At 44.5% G+C, this 15,095-nt stretch carries 10 protein-coding genes, 1 tRNA gene and 1 pseudogene; 9 read left to right on the top strand and 3 right to left on the bottom strand.

What is annotated here, in order from left to right; genetic code table 11:
• Positions 1 to 136: 136 nt before the first annotated feature.
• Positions 137 to 341: pseudogene (locus AACT52_RS10690) on the bottom strand (hypothetical protein); the annotation flags it as partial.
• A 78-nt stretch (positions 342 to 419) separates the two neighbouring features.
• Here AACT52_RS10690 and AACT52_RS10685 point away from each other — a divergent pair.
• From AACT52_RS10685 to AACT52_RS10645, 9 genes are all read left to right on the top strand, one after another.
• Positions 420 to 2,153, top strand: a complete 1,734-nt coding sequence (locus AACT52_RS10685; RefSeq protein ID WP_073630709.1) for an ABC transporter permease — start codon at positions 420 to 422, stop codon at positions 2,151 to 2,153.
• 14 nt (positions 2,154 to 2,167) lie between these two features.
• The gene (locus tag AACT52_RS10680) at positions 2,168 to 3,529 is read left to right on the top strand and encodes an ABC transporter ATP-binding protein (protein ID WP_073630707.1); all 1,362 of its coding nucleotides are present in this window, start codon (positions 2,168 to 2,170) and stop codon (positions 3,527 to 3,529) included.
• Between the two features lie 539 nt (positions 3,530 to 4,068).
• Positions 4,069 to 4,857: an ergothioneine biosynthesis protein EgtC gene (egtC, locus tag AACT52_RS10675; protein ID WP_073630705.1), complete on the top strand. Its 789-nt coding sequence runs from the start codon at positions 4,069 to 4,071 to the stop codon at positions 4,855 to 4,857.
• Entirely contained in the window at positions 4,832 to 6,154 is a 1,323-nt protein-coding gene (gene egtB, locus AACT52_RS10670; protein WP_073630703.1) for an ergothioneine biosynthesis protein EgtB, read from the top strand. The genes egtC and egtB overlap by 26 nt, the downstream gene beginning before the upstream one ends.
• A gap of 337 nt (positions 6,155 to 6,491) precedes the next feature.
• Positions 6,492 to 7,538: an L-histidine N(alpha)-methyltransferase gene (egtD, locus tag AACT52_RS10665; protein WP_073630701.1), complete on the top strand. Its 1,047-nt coding sequence runs from the start codon at positions 6,492 to 6,494 to the stop codon at positions 7,536 to 7,538.
• 742 nt (positions 7,539 to 8,280) lie between these two features.
• The gene (locus AACT52_RS10660) at positions 8,281 to 10,407 is read left to right on the top strand and encodes an AAA family ATPase (protein ID WP_233153908.1); all 2,127 of its coding nucleotides are present in this window, start codon (positions 8,281 to 8,283) and stop codon (positions 10,405 to 10,407) included.
• Between the two features lie 679 nt (positions 10,408 to 11,086).
• Positions 11,087 to 12,241, top strand: a complete 1,155-nt coding sequence (locus AACT52_RS10655) for a vWA domain-containing protein (RefSeq protein ID WP_073630699.1) — start codon at positions 11,087 to 11,089, stop codon at positions 12,239 to 12,241.
• Positions 12,242 to 12,284: 43 nt separating this feature from the next.
• Positions 12,285 to 13,346 (top strand): pentapeptide repeat-containing protein, encoded by a 1,062-nt coding sequence (locus AACT52_RS10650; RefSeq protein ID WP_073630697.1) that lies wholly within the window; start codon positions 12,285 to 12,287, stop codon positions 13,344 to 13,346.
• A 180-nt stretch (positions 13,347 to 13,526) separates the two neighbouring features.
• Positions 13,527 to 13,598, top strand: a tRNA-OTHER gene (locus AACT52_RS10645).
• 92 nt (positions 13,599 to 13,690) lie between these two features.
• Here AACT52_RS10645 and AACT52_RS10640 read toward each other — a convergent pair.
• Positions 13,691 to 14,299: a hypothetical protein gene (locus AACT52_RS10640; protein WP_073630696.1), complete on the bottom strand. Its 609-nt coding sequence runs from the start codon at positions 14,297 to 14,299 to the stop codon at positions 13,691 to 13,693.
• Between the two features lie 189 nt (positions 14,300 to 14,488).
• A complete protein-coding gene (locus AACT52_RS10635; protein WP_073630694.1) occupies positions 14,489 to 15,073 on the bottom strand; it encodes a thylakoid membrane photosystem I accumulation factor in 585 nt (194 codons plus the stop codon).
• Positions 15,074 to 15,095: the final 22 nt, after the last annotated feature.

Raw genomic sequence — 15,095 nt, 5'->3', positions numbered from 1 at the left:
TACCTTGGATTTGGGTAATTTTTCCCTTGGCTTTTGACCCAAAAAGCCCAGAGCGGCATCACCCTGGTCGGTGTAGGTAGGCAATAAGTTCGATGGTGCGGAGCGCCCACTAATAACCCACATTCCTTAGGGTTGATCAGCAAACGAGATAATATTTCCGACAAGGGGCACCAAAAAACTTGAGAATCCAGCATCGCTCCTCAGTAAGGTTAGCAATTTGCTTTGTTTGGGCGATTGCCCCAGAGGGGCAGTGCGCCGGAGGCGCAATCGAAACCCGCGTGAATCGACATAAAACATTGGAACTCCCAACGTAAAGTTGGAGTCGCAGTCGGTTTGCCCATATAAAAAAGTAGACAGAATTTATAACTTTGATGTTTAAAATGAGACTGTCTACCATTTGGGGAAAACTTCCATAACCTATGCTGAAGCGGACTTTTCCATCCCCAGAAGCACTGCGACGCTTCCCTTTCGGTCTAGCTGATATTGCTCTGATTCTTGGCACATTGGTTTTAATAGGGCTGATTGCGCGTGTGGGTGCGGGAACTCTCGTCAGTTTTGTGCCGCCGGATGTCGTACCTGGTGTGAGCTTAAACCCGCGTCATCTGCCGTACTATGCTGCAAGCTCAACGCTGCGGATGTTTATCGCGCTATTTTGGTCCACGGTGTTTACTTTAATTTATGGTTACGTTGCTGCCAAAAGCCGCCGTGCCGAACGAGTCTTAATCCCACTCCTCGATATCTTACAGTCAGTTCCGGTTCTAGGCTTTTTGTCGATTACGGTGACAGGCTTCATTGCCCTGTTTCCGGGCAGCCTGCTGGGATTAGAAGCAGCCTCGATTTTTGCCATTTTCACAAGCCAAGTCTGGAACATGACCTTTTCGTTCTACCAGTCGCTGAAAATGGTACCAAGCGAACTCGACGAGGCAGCAAGGCTTTATCGGCTTTCACTCTGGCAGCGGTTCACTAAGCTGGAAGTACCGACAGCGATGATTGGGCTGATTTGGAACGCAATGATGAGTTTTGGGGGCGGTTGGTTCTTTGTTGCTGCCAGTGAAGCGATTAGTGTACTGAACCAGAAGTACACCTTACCAGGGATTGGCTCTTATGTGGCAGCAGCGATCGCCGCTCAAAACTTGCCTGCTTTGGCTTGGGCATTGCTGACCATTGCTGTGGTCATTTTACTAGTAGACCAATTGTTCTGGCGACCGCTAATTGCTTGGTCGGATAAGTTCCGCCTAGAACAGAGTTCGGCAGCAGAGGCTCCCAATTCCTGGCTGTTCAATTTGTTCAAAGCAGCTCGACTTCCCCGTTTGATTGGGCGGGCGTTGACTCCGGTAGGAGAAACTATTAACAGCTTGCTGTCATCACTTACCCCACAGCGTCCGCCGCTTGCTGTAGGTAAAACTCAACAGGTAATAGGCGATCGCCTCTACAACCTCGCTTTGTTGGTCGTGATTGGCGCATTGGTGGTGACTGGGTTGCACTTTATTCTCATTACAGTGGGACTGGGTGAGGTATTCAAGACTTTTTGGCTGGGGTTACTTACCTTGGGGCGCGTACTGGTACTGCTGGTGGTGGCAACGCTGATTTGGACACCGATTGGTGTGGCGATCGGGTTTAACCCCCAACTATCGCGCCTGTTGCAGCCAGTGGTGCAATTTCTCGCATCGTTTCCAGCAAATTTCATTTTTCCCTTCGCGACTCTCTTCTTCATTCGTAGCCATATCAGCATCAATTGGGGTAGCATCTTCTTGATGTCTCTTGGTGCTCAGTGGTACATCCTGTTCAACTCCATTTCCGGAGCGATGAGCATTCCAACCGATCTGCGCGAGATGGCAACGGATATTGGTCTGCGTGGCTGGCGATTGTGGCGCAAGTTAATCATTCCTGGTATTTTCTCTGCTTGGGTCACAGGCGGCATTACTGCTAGTGGTGGAGCGTGGAACGCCAGCATAATTGCTGAGGTTGTCGCTTGGGGGCAAACCACCCTGACTGCAACCGGGTTGGGGGCTTACATTGCTAAGGCAACGGAAGTAGGCGACTGGCCGCGCATCACCTTGGGAATTGGAATGATGAGCCTGTATGTGGTTGGGCTAAACCGAGTGTTGTGGCGACAACTGTATCAACTTGCAGAAAAAAAATATCATCTATAAGGGGAGCATCAACCATGACAACGACTACGCGGGTAACTAATGAAGTACTGATTGCCGTCGAACAGGTTAATAAAAGTTTTCCACTGCCAGAAGGCAAAGGAGAGTTTAGAGTTCTGCGCAACATCAATGTAACGGTTCGTGCAGGTGAAGTCGTGGCGTTGCTGGGACGCAGTGGTAGTGGGAAAAGCACCTTATTGCGGATTATGGCAGGCTTGATTCCACCAAGTGAAGGGCGGGTGATCAGCAATGGGAAACGTTTGCAAGGAGCTAACCAAGATGTTGCAATGGTCTTTCAGAGCTTTGCACTGCTACCTTGGCTGACAGTACAAGAAAACGTCGAGTTGGGACTCGAGGCGCAAGGCGTGAGGCGGGATCAGCGACGACAACGCGCACTCAAGGCAATTGACTTGGTGGGCTTGGATGGTTTTGAAAGTGCCTATCCCAAGGAGTTATCCGGTGGTATGAGGCAACGGGTTGGTTTTGCACGAGCATTTGTTCTGGAACCGCAAGTCCTGTTTATGGATGAGCCATTCAGTGCGCTGGATGTTCTCACATCTGAGAACCTACGGGGTGAAATCGACGACTTGTGGAATGCTGGAACCTTTCCGTCCAAAAGCATTTTGATTGTCACCCATAACATTGAGGAAGCCGTATTTCTTGCGGATCGAGTGATTATCCTGGGATCGAATCCAGGGCACGTTCGTGGTGAACTCGTGATTGATTTGCCGCGCCCCCACGATCGCACAAACGCCCGCTTCAAAGCCTTGGTAGACTATATCTACACAGTCATGACTAACCCAGAAGCCGAAGTCACCGGAGAAGTCGCTGTCGCAGCTCCCACACCCGTACAAGCATCCAAATCGCCTTATGCCCAGTCGCTGCCGCATGTACGAGTTGGTGGTATAAGTGGTCTACTAGAACTGATTGTGGAGAAACCAGAAGGTCAGGAGGATATCCCCCGGTTGGCAGAACGAATTCAGCTAGAAGTGGATGATCTTCTGCCGATTCTTGATGCTGCTGTGATGCTGGGCTTTGCAGAAGTCACACAAGGGGATGTTAAGCTTACTGAAATTGGGCGCGACTTTGCCACTACAACCATTCTGCGAAGTAAAGACCTGTTTCGGCAGCAAGTCCTGCAACGTGTGCCTATGTTGGTGAGCATGCTACAGACGTTGCGAGAAAAACAAAATGGCTCGATGCGAGCAGATTTCTTTCTAGATTTACTGGATGAACATTTTCCCCATGCAGAAGCCGAGCGACAATTTGCTACAGCAGTTGATTGGGGACGCTACACAGAGCTGTTTGAGTACGATGCTAGCGAAGAACGGCTTTATTTACCAGAGCCAGTGGCGGCACAAAGTAGAGAACAACTCTGAAAAATTTGGGTCGCTGCAGTTGTTGGCGTTAGGTGGCAAATGACTTCTATGTGAAGTACCCCGGCTTGCCTTGGGCGGTCAGTCGGGGTTTCAGGTTAATTTCTGAATTTTCTTAGAGGTACTCTTAAAATTCAAAGATTCTATTCTAAAAAATAATTTTATTGATATATTTGGGAATTTTTATATTAATACTTATTAGTTATTAGTGAGTTGTCCAACAGTACTACTAACTACTAACTTCCTCACATTTTATGTACATATATTTGGCAGCCAAGATGCTTGTCATAATTGCTGTTTTCCATTTTGAATTTCTCCTCGTTGCGAATTTTGAATTGGTCACTCACCTCCTCCACCACTACACAAAAGTATGACGCTAAAATTATGTAACTATATGTTATGTAACTATATGTAAAGTATTGATTGGTAAAATTTTTGCATCATAAGCTGCTAACTCATAATTATAGCAGAAATTCATCCTCTATTCAGGAAATTATCATCTTCAAAGCTTAATCTCTACAGCATGGAGCGCAAAAATCTTTATGTGCCGATTACTTGGCTACCTTGGTTCACCTGTTTCTCTAGAGCCTCTCCTGTACAAGCCTGAACACTCGCTTGTCGTTCAAAGCTATCAACCCCGCGAAATGCTCTCTGGGGTAGTCAACGCTGATGGCTTTGGTGTTGGTTGGTATCATCCTCAAAAGGATATCGAACCATTTACCTACAAAAGTACACTGCCTATTTGGAATGACATTAACCTGCCAAACCTCAGCCGTTATGTTGAGTCAGGGTGTATGCTCGCTTATGTTCGTAGTGCAACAGCAGGTCAAGCGCTCGATTTTAGTAACTGTCAGCCTTTTGAGTACCAACGTCTACTATTTACTCATAATGGTAGAATTGACAAGTTTCGACAGACGCTTTACAGACCAATACGCAGCCAGTTAAGCGATGAAATTTACCAGTGGATAAAAGGAACGACAGATTCTGAACATATTTTTGCTTTGCTGCTAAGCCAGTGGCAAGCTAACCCTAGTAAAAGTTTAGAGCAGGTTTTACAAATAACGTTGCTTAAGCTTCAAGAATTAGCGCAAAGTTATCAAACCGATGTCTTCGCTAATGTAATCATCAGTGATGGACATCGCCTCATTGCTTCTCGCTTTAGCACAAAATCACCTGCTCCCTCTCTGTACTGGACAGCTGATCATCCCACTTTCCCCAAGTCCGTAATCATTGCATCGGAACCGCTCTCTACTGGAAATTGGATTCCTTGCTCTGAGAATAGCATCATCAGTGTTGGAGAAGACCGTGATATCCAAATTGCACAAATCTAGTTTAAAAGAAACATTTTTTCGTGCTTTTTCCCAATGTCGTGCCAAAACTCTGGCGTTATTTGACGGGATTGACGAAGCTACTTTTTGCTGTCAACCTCATCCCGACTTTAGCCCTATTGGATGGCATTTGGGGCATATTGCTTATACCGAGTCTTTATGGTTGCTAGAACGCAGTGCAGGTTTACCGTGTTTGTTCCCGCGATACCGCAAGCTGTTTGCAGCAGATGGGTTACCCAAAAAAGAGCGCGTCAAATTGCCAAACCTAGAGGAAATCCGTTATTACCTAGACACAGTCAGAGAAAAAGTTTTGCATTACTTGGAAGTAGCGGATGTAGAGCAACAAGAGCGTCTTTGGCGCTTTATACTTCAGCACGAAAGTCAACACAGCGAGATTATTTCTTTTGTTTTGGAACTGAGTAAGCAGGAGAGAGGAGAAGAGGAGCGAGAGAGGGAGAGAGTGAGGCAGGGGGGGGAACTTCTCTCACTCTCTCAGTCCCTGACTCCCTCAGTCCTTCACTCAGACAGTCCTTCACTCCCCGACTCTGCCCATAATCTGAGCGAGATGATTCAAATTCCAGCAGGCGAATTTGAGATGGGTGATGATTCAGTTGATGCTTTGGATAACGAACAACCCCTGCAGACAGTCTATTTAGAGACTTACTCGATTGACCGTTACCCTGTCACTTGCGCGCAATATCGAGTATTTATGGCAGCGGGAGGCTATCAAAATCCTCGTTGGTGGTCTAAAGCTGGCTGGGAATGGTTGCAAACTGAGCAGGTCACACAACCGCTCTACTGGTGCGAAAATCCCATGTGGAAGAATCATCCAGTCTGTGGTGTTAGTTGGTACGAAGCTCAAGCCTACTCACGGTTTGTAGGTAAGCGCTTACCCACAGAAGCCGAATGGGAAAAAGCAGCGAGTTGGGATGCACAAGCTCATTGTCGTCGTATTTATCCTTGGGGAAATGAAGAACCAACGCTCAAGCGTTGTAACCATGATAATTTCATAGGAAAAACAACGCCTGTAGATGCCTTTTCTATTGGGCAAAGCCCCTATGGTTTGTATGATGCTTTGGGAAATGCCTGGGAATGGACAGCTTCCTGGTTTGATGGCTACCCAGGTTTCCAAAGTTATCCTTACACAGGATATTCGCAAGTTTATTTTGACCAACAGCACCGTGTTTTAAAAGGTGGTAGCTGGGCAACTCGTCCTTGGGCGCTGCGTTGTAGTTTTCGCAACTGGTATCATCCCTGCGTGCGCCAAATTTTGGCAGGTTTTCGCTGTGCTGCTGATTAGCGATTGGGTTTGTAGTAGCACTTACAGCATTTTTTAGGTAAATCGACCACAAGGAAAGACCTCTCTCCTATAAGAAGAGAAGCTTACTCCCCTTCTCTTGTAGGGAAGGGGTTGGGGGTTAGGTTTCTTGCCATAGTCTAAAAGCGTGAAAATTACTGTAAACCCTACTACAAACCCAATCCCTGTCAATTTCATGCAAAAATCCCAAAAGATAACAGTTACGCCTAATTAATCTTGCTCAGGCGTGATGTTATCGGTTATGGCTGTGTGTTTCACTGGCTCAGGTTGGAGGTTTGCACCCAAAAGCAACTTATCACATCAAGCAAACGGAGGTTGAATGTCAATATCTAAAGCTGCCAGCAACAAGGTAAGTTCTCAAAATACTGTGGAAACGCGCTTAAAAATTAAGCGTTTGTTGGAACCAACTAAAGTTGTTTCTCCTAGTGCTGGAAGTGATGTCGTTAAGGGATTAACTCAAAAACCCAAGTCGTTACCCCCGCGTTACTTCTACGACAACCTGGGTTCTGAGCTATTTGAGCAAATCTGTGAGTTACCAGAATATTACTTGACGCGAACGGAAACGTCAATTTTGCAACAGTACGCCCCGGAAATTGCTCAAATTACAGGTTCTTGCGAACTCGTGGAACTTGGCAGCGGGAGCTCTACCAAAACGCGCATTTTACTAGATGCGTATCATCAATTTGGCTACTTTCTCCACTATGTACCAATTGATGTCAGTGCAGGAATGTTGGAAACCAGCGCTCTTGCGCTCCTGGGAGATTATCCCACATTACAAGTTCAAGCTCTGGCGGGAACTTACGAAATGGCACTGGCACAACTTGAACCTACTTCATTACCTACTAGGATGATTTGTTTTATCGGAAGTAGTTTGGGTAATTTGAATCCGCAAGAGTGTGATGTATTTTTCTCTCAAATTACAGATGCCCTGCAAGTGGGGGAGTTTTTCTTATTGGGGGTAGACTTGCAAAAGCCAAAACATTTGTTGTCAGCTGCCTATAATGACAGCCAAGGAGTGACTGCGGCGTTTAATCTCAATATGTTGCAGCATTTAAATCAGCGGTTTGAGGGCAATTTTGACACCACACAATTTGAACATTGGGCGTTTTACAACGAAACGGAAAACCAAATTGAGATGCATCTTAGGAGTTTGCGATCGCAAACCGTTCAATTACACGCCCTGAACCTGAGTGTTCATTTAAGCTTAGGCGAAACTATCCTCACTGAAATTTCGCGCAAATTTGACCTGAATGTTATCCAACAGGAGTTAAAAGCAAAGGGTTTAGTACCACAAAGAGTGTGGACTGATTCAAATCAATGGTTTGCTTTGTTACTGTGTCAAATGCAACCATCGGCAGCAGTTTAACGGTGATATGTAGTCAGCGGATATCTGGCATGATTATCATTTGTTGTTTCTGAGCGCCAGTACTTTCAATCAACAGCAAATAGCTCAAGTCCTTTAAAGAGGAATAAACGCTTTAATACACGAAGAAATCAGTCTATTTTGATGGACTTGAGCTATTTACTTAGAGTTAAAAGCCCGGGCGTGCAAGGGCGGTCATTGTGAAGAGTACAGGCTTTGAATAGATTTCATGCCAAGTTTAAACTCTAAAAATCCAATTTCTCTATGAAACTGGTTTGTGTCTTTATACTTACATTATGAATAGTTGAGTTTAGCATAGTCAAATAGAATGACTATGTTAAATTTGTAATGGGTGCGTTATATATTAAAAAAGCTGTTTAACTTGAGTGAGACAGCATTGTAAGAGTTAACTATCACCACTCAGCCTCAGCCATATTCTTATCGTTGAATAAGAGGCAGTGGAAGAAAAAATTGGTGGAATTCGCCTGTAAGAAGTTGTTGCACATAGCATAGACTAAGCTAAATTAGTTGCCAGCAATCAAGCGCTCCTCCAGATCTGCTACCAAGTTCTTGTAAGTAGCAGCGATGATATTACCGTGTGTAATGTCACGCCTAACCCCAATACCCGACAAAAGTATTGTTGAAATTAGGAGAAAAATTTCTCATGATTTAAGTTTCAATTTACACTTTGGTGGGGTCAAAAGTCCTGCCAACTTGGTTTCATTCATCCAAAATCCAAAATCCCATGACACCAGCAGACCTCAAAGCCTACCTTAATAATCTGTTGAGCCAGAACCTACTTCTCAGCACAATGATTTGGGGACCTCCTGGTATTGGTAAATCCAGCATCGTCGCGCAACTGGCTCGCAAACATCAAATTGACTTCATAGACGTGCGTCTCTCCCAACTGGCTCCCACTGACTTAAGGGGTTTGCCAGTGCCTGAGGACGGTATCTCTAAGTGGTATCCACCGGAATTTCTGCCTAGTTCTGGCAGAGGGATTTTGTTTTTAGATGAACTAAATATGGCTCCTCCAGCAATGCAGGGTGTAGCTCAACAGCTGATTTTAGATAGAAGAGTAGGGAGTTACTGCTACGACGACCAAACTCGCGTGATGACACAAAACGGTCTCAAGTATTTTCGTGATCTTAATCAGAACGACGAAGTCATGACGCTCAATCCCTACACTAAACTGGTTGAGTACCAAAAGCCACAACAGTACATCGAACTAGACTATCAGGGGGAGATGCTTCATTTCAGAGGTCGGGGCGTGAGCTTGTGTGTTTCCCCTGAACACAGAATGTATGTTCGTAGCAAGTACCGTTCGGAGTTTGAAGTAATGACAGCTGCCGAGCTAGCTTCTCGTCCATTCTTCAAGTTTAAGGTCAAGAAAAACGGTAACTGGTACAGCAACAGTGACGAAAAATTTACTGTTCCAATACCTCAATGTGCTAAAGACAGAATTGAGGTCTATGACCGTATTCAGGCGCTACGTGATAACGGTGTTTCACCGTCTGGCATTGCTGTTGCGCTTAAAATGACGCAGGGACAGATAGATTCAAGGCTGTACTATGGTAAGGACCCTCGCAAGTCGTACAAGCTCGATTTGAGCTTTGACATGATGGACTGGGTTACATTCCTTGGCTGGTACCTGACTGAAGGCTCCTGCTCAAAAGCACACAACTACCGCGTGACTATTTCACAAAGCAAAAGTGCTAACCCTGACAAGTATACTCGTATTGAGGTGCTGTTGCAGCACATGAAGTTGTCCTATCAAGCAACGGAAAGTGGTTTCACTATCTGCTCTGTCGCACTCTATGACTACCTAGCTCCTCTCGGAAAGTCAAAGACCAAGTATATTCCGCAAGATGTCAAAGCTCTTCCCAAGCCTTATTTGCAAACCTTGCTTAATGTTATGCTAGCGGGAGGCGGCGATAGCAACCGAAAATATTACACAGCATCCGACCGTTTACGTGATGACTTTTGTGAAATTGCCATCAAATTGGGTTATGGTGTCACCTTTAGCAAACGGCAGGGGTCTGGATACAGTTCAAGCGACAATTTTACTTGGGTCGTCAACCTCAACCACAAGAATATTGAACCTGTCATTGCTAAATTAGAACGCGTTGCTTACTCAGGTCGGATCTACTGCATCACTGTTCCCAACCACATTATTATGGTTGAACGCGATGGCAAACTTGCTTGGTGCGGCAACTGTGTACCAGAAGGTTGGTTTGTTTGGGCAGCAGGCAACCGTAAAGAAGACCGAGCGGCTGTATTTGATATGCCTTCTCCACTCGCAAATCGCTTTTTACATTTGCATGTTGAGCCGGACTTTCAAAGTTTCAAATCTTACGCTCTTTCTGCGAAAATTCACGAGCAAGTCATTGCTTTTCTCTCTTTCCGTACGACCCTACTACACAAACTTGATCCGCAGCAGCCTGCTTGGCCCTCTCCTCGCTCATGGGAGATGGCAAGTCAGTTGCATACAGTTGGACTAGATATTGCTCCTGCTGTGGGAATAGCAACAGCTGCTGAGTTTAATGCCTATATCAAACTTTATGATAACCTGCCTAATTTAACTCAGATTTTTACAGGTAGAGGTGATGCCATCAAATTTCCGTCTGAGCCTTCTGTGCGCTACGCCACAACTATTGGTTTAGCAATACGAGCGGCAGATGCTAACCAAGCTTACAATGCCTTTACTTGGATTTCTCAAGTAGCAGCAATGGAATGGGTACAGTTATTTGCTACAGACTTGTTTCGCACTATGCGAAGTAAAAAACAAATCGGTGCTTTGGCACAATTGGTACAAAAAGACGAGAATCTTCAAAAGTTTATTAAGGATTTTCAAGAGTTAATGGGTTTGTAGAATTTAGAATGCTGTTAATACCAGCTAGAGTAGATTTGTGCCAGTGTGAAAACTGTCTCTTGATAATTAACAGTTATCAGTTATCAGTTATCAGTTTTATAAGGCTCGTTTAAGTTCCCCACTATATGCCTTTGCTGACTGTTCACTGTTCACTGATTTCACTATTTATCCCACACTGTAGCAATTAACTTGTTTCATTTTCAGTTACTGAGCAAGAAAAATGGAATTTTCGATTTATATCATTAGTTGTAGATGAAAACAACTAGGCAAGTATTTTTATTGCCTAGAAACAAGAAAGTCATCTTGATAAATTGTTATGATTTTTGGAGAGTATGATGACCAAACCAAATTTTGCAACAATGACTCGAAAAGAGTTACTGAATTCTCTGCTCATATTTCTACATAATCAAGGGTTTTATGCATACATAGATAAAGTGAACGCTAAATCTGCTACAAAATTTTATTCAGCATCAGAATCAATATAATAATTCAGTCATCCGTTAAGGAGTTGTAAGACTATACTTTTCGGTTCTTCTTTCATCCCTTGGCGTCTTGTACGCCGAAGAGCGCGTCTACGTTTCAGATAGAACTGCTATAGATGAGTTGAAATTATTTTCCCCAATTGTTGGAGGAATTCCGTCAAGAGTGAGAAAAAGCTCTTAAAATTAGGGATAGAAAGATGAAATTAGCAACAGAAACAAATAAGATTATCAGTGCCTCTATGCTGCGGGTGCGAATGAAGTCACCTTTTTTTGCAACTTTGGCGCTGTTTGCTCGCGTCATTTCGACTGAAACAATTGCTACCGCAGCCACGGATGGAGAGGACATATTTATCAATCCCGATTTTGTCGCATCTCTTCCATCATCGCAAGTCGATGGTTTATTGTTACACGAAGTCTTGCACGCTGCTCTGCTTCATATCCCCCGTCGTGGTGCTAGGGAGCGAATGCAGTGGAACATTGCCGCAGACATCGTTGTCAATGGCATGATTGCCCAACAACATGGTTTTGAACTACCTGCGGGTGCTTTACGTGACCCAAAGCTAGAGAATTTGAGCGTCGAGGAGATTTATGAATTACTGCTGAAACAGAATAAGCGTTATCCGAACTGTGAAACAGACTTATTATATGAGCCATTGTATGGAACTTCTGCATCTAATGAGTGTAGTGGTATTCTAGACCAGGCAAAACAAGCAGCTTTGGAAGCTCACTGGCGTAACGCTATGCAACAGGCGATCGCAGTAGCGCGGTCTAGCAACAGCCAGGGTAGCATACCAGCAGGATGGCAACGAGAACTAGGAGCGTTAAGCCAAGGGCAGCTCAACTGGCGTTCCTACCTATGGCGTTACCTAGTGCAGACACCCACAGATTTCACAGGCTTTGACCGCCGCTTTATTGGTCAACGGCTTTACCTAGAAGCGCTTGAAGGTGAGACGGTGCAGGTATTCGTGGCTGTGGATACGAGTGGTTCTGTAGGCGACCATGAGCTACAACTTTTCCTTAGCGAAGTTACAGGAATTATCAATGCTTACCCGCACCTAAAATGTCAACTTTATTATGCAGCAGCAGATGTCTACGGACCCTACAACCTGACAATAAACAGCCAACTCCCGAAAGCAGTGGGCGGTGGAGGGACATCTTTTGTCCCATTTTTTGAAACAGTTAGCCAGCAAGCTGACTGGCATAGTAGTGGTGTCTGTGTTTACCTCACCGATGGATACGGGACTTTTCCCCAACAACCTCCTGCTTTTCCTGTTTTGTGGGTAGTCACTTGTGGTGGGTTGGACTTGGAAGCATTTCCCTTTGGAGAAACCGTAAGGCTCTTAAGCTGTTAGCTATTCGCAATTTTCCCTTAAGCGCTCCCCTTCATACAAAGCAATGCCAGAAAAACCGAATTTTGTTTCTCAGTCTGAACTCCTTTCCATACTGGCTCAAGGTGTAGCCATTTGGAACGAGTTTAGAACGAGGAGCGTATATCCCGAGAGGATATATCTCAACCTAAGCAAGGTAAACCTAAGCGGGGCAAACCTCACAAGAGTGAACTTCAGAGAGGTGAATCTCAGTTGGGCAGATTTGAGAGGAGTAGATCTGAGTCAGGCTAAGCTTTACAAAGCAAATCTCACTCATGCCAACTTAAGTAATGCAAATTTATCTGGCGCAAATCTCAATGGCGCTATTTTGACTGGAGTTGTTCTCCAAGGAGCTAACCTTAATGGAGTGAACTTCAGCAGGACTGACTTGAGTGAATTTGACTTCAGTGAAACTCAGCTGCAAAAGGTGAATTTTTGCAAAGCCAACCTTAGTAGAGTCAACTTTAGGAAAGCGAATCTCAGCAAATCTCACTTAATCAAAGCGAACCTGAAACAAGCAGACTTTAGCGAAGCTGATTTAACTGGTGTCAACCTCAAAGGGTCTAATCTGGATAGAGCAAACCTGAGTGGACTCAACCTCAGCCAGTTGAACTTGAGCCGAGCAGATTTACACGGCGCAAATCTCACCAACACCAATCTCACAGCAGCCAACTTGAGTGGAGCAAACTTGTACAGAGCAAAACTCAACGGGTCAAAACTCAGCAAAGCTAATCTCATTCAGGCAAATTTACTAGATGCTGACCTAACTGGAACTGACTTGACGGGAGTGAATCTGAAAAACTCTGACCTCAGCGAATATAACCTTAGTGGATTTAATCTCAGTGGAATTAACTTAAGTGGTGCCAATCTCAGAAACGCCAATCTAAGTGAGGCGAACCTGATTGGGGCTGACTTAAGCGGAGCAAACCTATGGAATGCTAATCTCAGGAATGCAAATCTCTTAGGAGCTGATTTAAGTAGGTCAGATCTTAGATATGCCAACCTTTTAGGAGCAAATATTTTCGGGGCTGACCTTACTGCCGCAATTCTTCGGAGAGTAACAATGCCCAATGGTACACTATATGACTGAGCAGAGGAAGTGGAAAGATAGGGAGGTGGGGGGATTCGGCGGAGTAGAAGCAGTGGAGGGAGTGCGGGGAGTAGGAGTAGTAGGGGCAATAGGGGCAGTAGGTAAGAATTAATAACTATAACTAATAGCTGATGACCAAAAGGCAGAGTTATCAATATATTATTTACAGGAATTAAAGCTGGCGGTGTAGCTTAATGGCAAAGCACGTGTCTGCCAACACGAACGAAGACCGTTTGATTCGGTCCACTGCCAACAGCAACGTAGTTCAAAAAGTAGAATTCCTTGGTACATACCAGGAGATGCGGGTGCAAATCCCGTCGTTGCTCTGGGATTCTACTTTTCACTCAACCAATTGGACGATTACCTGGATTGACGGCATGAATCGACTCACTGCCTGACATTGGAAAGCCTCGTTTATAACAGGCTTCCTCTGGTTTCCCCCATCCTAAATGTAATATTATTTCCAAGAAGTTCGTATTTTCCCACTTCCATAAAGTTGTCCATTCTGTTCTCTGAGCAATTCTATCTACATCAGCTTTTATAATTTGTTGATACGTTTTACCATGACTAAAACTTAAGTACAAGTCCATACCCACAGTGACTTCATTCCAAAATTGCAATACGCTATTTTTCGCCGCTTTTAATGTTTCTATGTCACTGGATAAAGCAATTAACTGAGCATCTACTTCTGGATAGCGCAAAGTTTTACCTTTAACAGTCACTTCACGCCAGACAATACCTGAAACTTGATGTTCCCTTTGGTATTCGTGAATCGTGGCTTTAAAATCTTGGTATGCCGTGAACTTTTGTAGCCCATCGGTTCTGATAAACTGGTCTATCACAGGATTGCCAGAGACAGTGACTGCTAACTTCAGGCGTTTTCCTGTAAGGCAAGCTTCGCGTTCAGACCGCAGAATTTGGATTAGTTGCTCGGTAGTGTAAACCTTTGACATCAGAGCACACTCTATTCGTCATGAGTCAATAGTCATTATTTATTGAGTTACTTATTCCTGGCTTCCTAGCTCCTCAGTTCTCAATAATTTTTAAATATTGTTCGTACAAATTATCCTTTAGAATTGATGGGTTTGTGGTATCTAATAACACTAAAAAACAGGGCAGACAAATTTTGTCTGCCCCACTAGTTACCTAGCTAACTCACTACTGAACTCATTGAACGCTCGCCGCTTCAATTGCACGGATTCGGTTCGAGGTAATAAATCAAACACTTCTCGAAACCTGTCGTCTATTTCCTCATAGGGAACTTGACCTTTTTTATTCAAAACAACCTCACCTGACTGATTGAAGACGACAACTTGGGGAACAGCCCCAGAGTAGTAATAACCCGGTTCCGTGGTGCTATAGGTTTCTTTGATAGGGATAGTATCCACATTAACAGGTATAATTTCTGCTGCCCGACCGTAAAATTCTTGTACTGTTGAAATGACAATAGCATATTTCTTACTATCGCTGCTGTCATCTACATAGAAAGCCAAAAAGGTGGGTTTATGCTCCGCTAAAGCCTTTGCTAGCGTTGTTTTGGGAGGAACCAGTGCACCGTTTCCCGCATAAACCACAAAAACATTACCGTCATATCTGTCATCATTAATACCAGCAAAGGCTGATTGCATATCTACAAATGACAGGCAACTAAGCAGCAGGAATATCGAGAAAAACCGCCGCCAGTTTGGAATGAAATTCTGTAAAAAGCGCCACTTTATGCAATTCATCAAAACGAACCTTCTCACGTCT

It is taken from the genome of Scytonema sp. HK-05 (assembly GCF_963872035.1).
Classification (GTDB): Bacteria; Cyanobacteriota; Cyanobacteriia; order Cyanobacteriales; family Nostocaceae; genus Kalymmatonema.
The sequence above is the reverse complement of the archived record's forward strand: the minus strand, read 5'-3'. Positions and strand labels throughout refer to the sequence as shown.